Genomic DNA, 2,463 nt, shown 5'->3' with positions numbered 1-2,463 from the left:
TACCACGACATGGTGGCCATTGGCAAGCTAAGCGGCGCATGTTTACTGTATACATCTCGGGGCTTCTTGATGGTTTGAAACCCCGTCATTTCGGGAAGCGTGCGAGTTGAGGAGTTCGCAACTTCGGCCTAATACAGCTTGGTCAGCACAGCTTCTGCCGTTTTACCCGTGTACTCCATGGCCCGGTCGTAGCGCGCCATGCAAACGCCCGTGAACAACAGATCGATGACGTAGAGTTGCGCGATGGTCGACCGGATCGCGTCGCTCCCCAACGGGGCTTCGCGGGTGGCGGTCACGAGGACGATGCCGGCCACCTTGGCAAGGGGCGAGCGAACGTGCCCCGTGATGCCGATGACCGTGGCGCCCGACTCCCGGGCCCGGGTGCAGGCCTCCACAACGTCTTTCGTGCTTCCTGATTGGGAGATCCCGACTGCCACGTCTCCAGGTCCCAGAGTGGCCGCCGCCATCGCCTGGAGGTGGCCGTCGACGTAAGCGTACGACTGGACGCCGATCCGCAGGAACTTGTAGGCGGCCTGAAGCGCAGACGCTCCGGAGCCGCCTACTCCGTAAAAGTTGACGCGCGAAGCCCCGGCAATGGCGTCGACGGCTCTTCGAAGCTGGGAGACATCCAGCAACCTCTGCGTATCGTAGAGGCATTGCACGCTATTGGCCGTCACCTTCGTTACCACGGTGGGCAGGTCGTCACTCAATTCGATGTTCTCTTCAATCGTACCGGGTGGCTGCGCGAGGTCTCGGGCAAGTGTGAGCTTCAGTTCCTGGTATCCCTTGAAGCCTGTTGCGTGGCAGAAACGGATGACTGTGGATTCGCTGACGCCGCAGGCCTCGGCCAGCGATGTGACCGAAGCGTACACCACCTCCGGGGCATGGGAAAGCACGTAATCGGCCACCTTCTGCTCCGCCGGGGCGAGATTGGGCCGGATGTCCCGGATGTAGGACAACGCTGCCCCTCGGAGGGGCGGCGTGCCATAGTTCCTTTCTGGCATTCCCATTTACGTTCGCGTCACCCCGCTGCTAATTCGGTAACCCCGGGGCGTCTCCTGCCGCCGTCGACCTTACATAACAAGGGTACCGGGCGCAACGTCCCGGTACCCAAGTACCTCCCGCCAGGCTGTCGCTCCGGAGCCTGGCCGCCAGAGTCCCGGACCTGTGCCTAGTAGACCTCCACCTCCGCCACCCACATCAGGTTGGGCCTGCGCGCGGGCCCGCCTCCCTCGGGCTGGCGGATACGGAGCTTCGCCATGTTCACCGGCTGGAACTGGATGGAGTGGGCCGTGATCTGGGTGCGCCACTCCGGATCCTGGTGGCGGTAGAGCTCCACCCAGCGCTCCGAGCCGGGTGGCTGGTATTCGATGACATAGGTCTGCGAGCTCCAGAACTTCCCGCGGTCCCTGGCCCAGTAGATGTCAACGCGGGTGGCTTCCACAGGCTCCGGGAACTCGAGCACGATCCAGTGCTCCCCGGGGATTTCACCCGATGCCCAGGCCACCTCAGCCCAGCGACCCTCCTCCGAGGTGTCGTTTCGCTCACCGTCGTTGAGGGGTCTCGGCCCGTACCCTGGGAAGTTGGAATCCACCGTGACCCGGGTGCCCCGGGAGGCGAGAGCCAGGTTGGTGGCGGTCCCGGCGGCGGCCGGTTGGGTTGCAGCTGCTTCGCCCTGCTTCGGGCGGGCGACTGCCGGCGCCTCCAGGGGCGGCTCCTCAGGCGGGCGGTACTCCGCGGGCTGCGTCAGAAACCGATGGGAGCGGAGCAGGAGGGCGACGTAGCCCACGTCCTGGGCGATGCGTCGCCAGGCCCGTTGGGCCGTCTCGCTCCCCTCTCCCGCCTTCGCTTCGGCCCGGGCCTTCCAGTCCTCCAGGGCAGAGATGGCACCGTCCAGGGCAGTGCCATCTCCCTTATCCTGTCCGTCTTCCCGTGCTTTGAGTACCTGCTTGCGCAGCTGCTCGGCCTCCCGAGCCGCCGCCGTTACTGCGCCATCGTCCAGCGCTCCCAGCTCCCGGTACAGCGCCACCTTCCGGGGCAAGTCGCCCAGCACGGCCGCGGCCGCTTCAACCGGATCCCGGTGGGGCAGAAGCGCCCGCTCCCGGAACGGGCCGTTCGTCAGCGCCTCGATCTTCTCTTCTGTCAGGTGGACGGAGGCGAAGAGGGTCACTCCCGGTAGCCCCTGCTCCCGGACCAGCGCGATCTGCTCCATCAACTGCTCCGGATCGTTCAGCCAGACTCCCAGGCCGGCGTAGAGCAGGGATCGCCCTTCCGAAAGCTTCACCATCTGGCCGGTGTGTTCTTCCAGCTCCCAGAGGTTGGCTGTGTACGCCATGTTGTTGAGGAAGTCCACGAACTGGTTGTCGAGCCAGTGCTTCCAGTTCTGAAGGGTTGAGAGCCTGGCGCGCCTGATGTCGGGCACCACGGCCGCCGACAGCTTCAGGCCCGGGCGGATGGTGCGCA

General features: G+C 65.2%; 2 protein-coding genes. Both read right to left on the bottom strand.

Annotation, left to right across the window (positions count from 1 at the left end):
* Positions 1-128: 128 nt before the first annotated feature.
* Positions 129-959 carry a MurR/RpiR family transcriptional regulator gene (locus AB1609_21205; GenBank protein MEW6048954.1) on the bottom strand — a complete coding sequence of 277 codons (831 nt, stop codon included), beginning with the start codon at positions 957-959 and terminating at the stop codon, positions 129-131.
* A gap of 212 nt (positions 960-1,171) precedes the next feature.
* Positions 1,172-2,463: discoidin domain-containing protein (locus AB1609_21200; protein MEW6048953.1), on the bottom strand; the 1,292-nt coding region annotated here is incomplete at its 5' end.

Source organism: Bacillota bacterium (assembly GCA_040754675.1).
Lineage (GTDB): Bacteria > Bacillota > Limnochordia > Limnochordales > Geochordaceae > Geochorda.
Note: the sequence above shows the minus strand (reverse complement) of the source record. Positions and strands in the feature narration are given on the sequence as shown.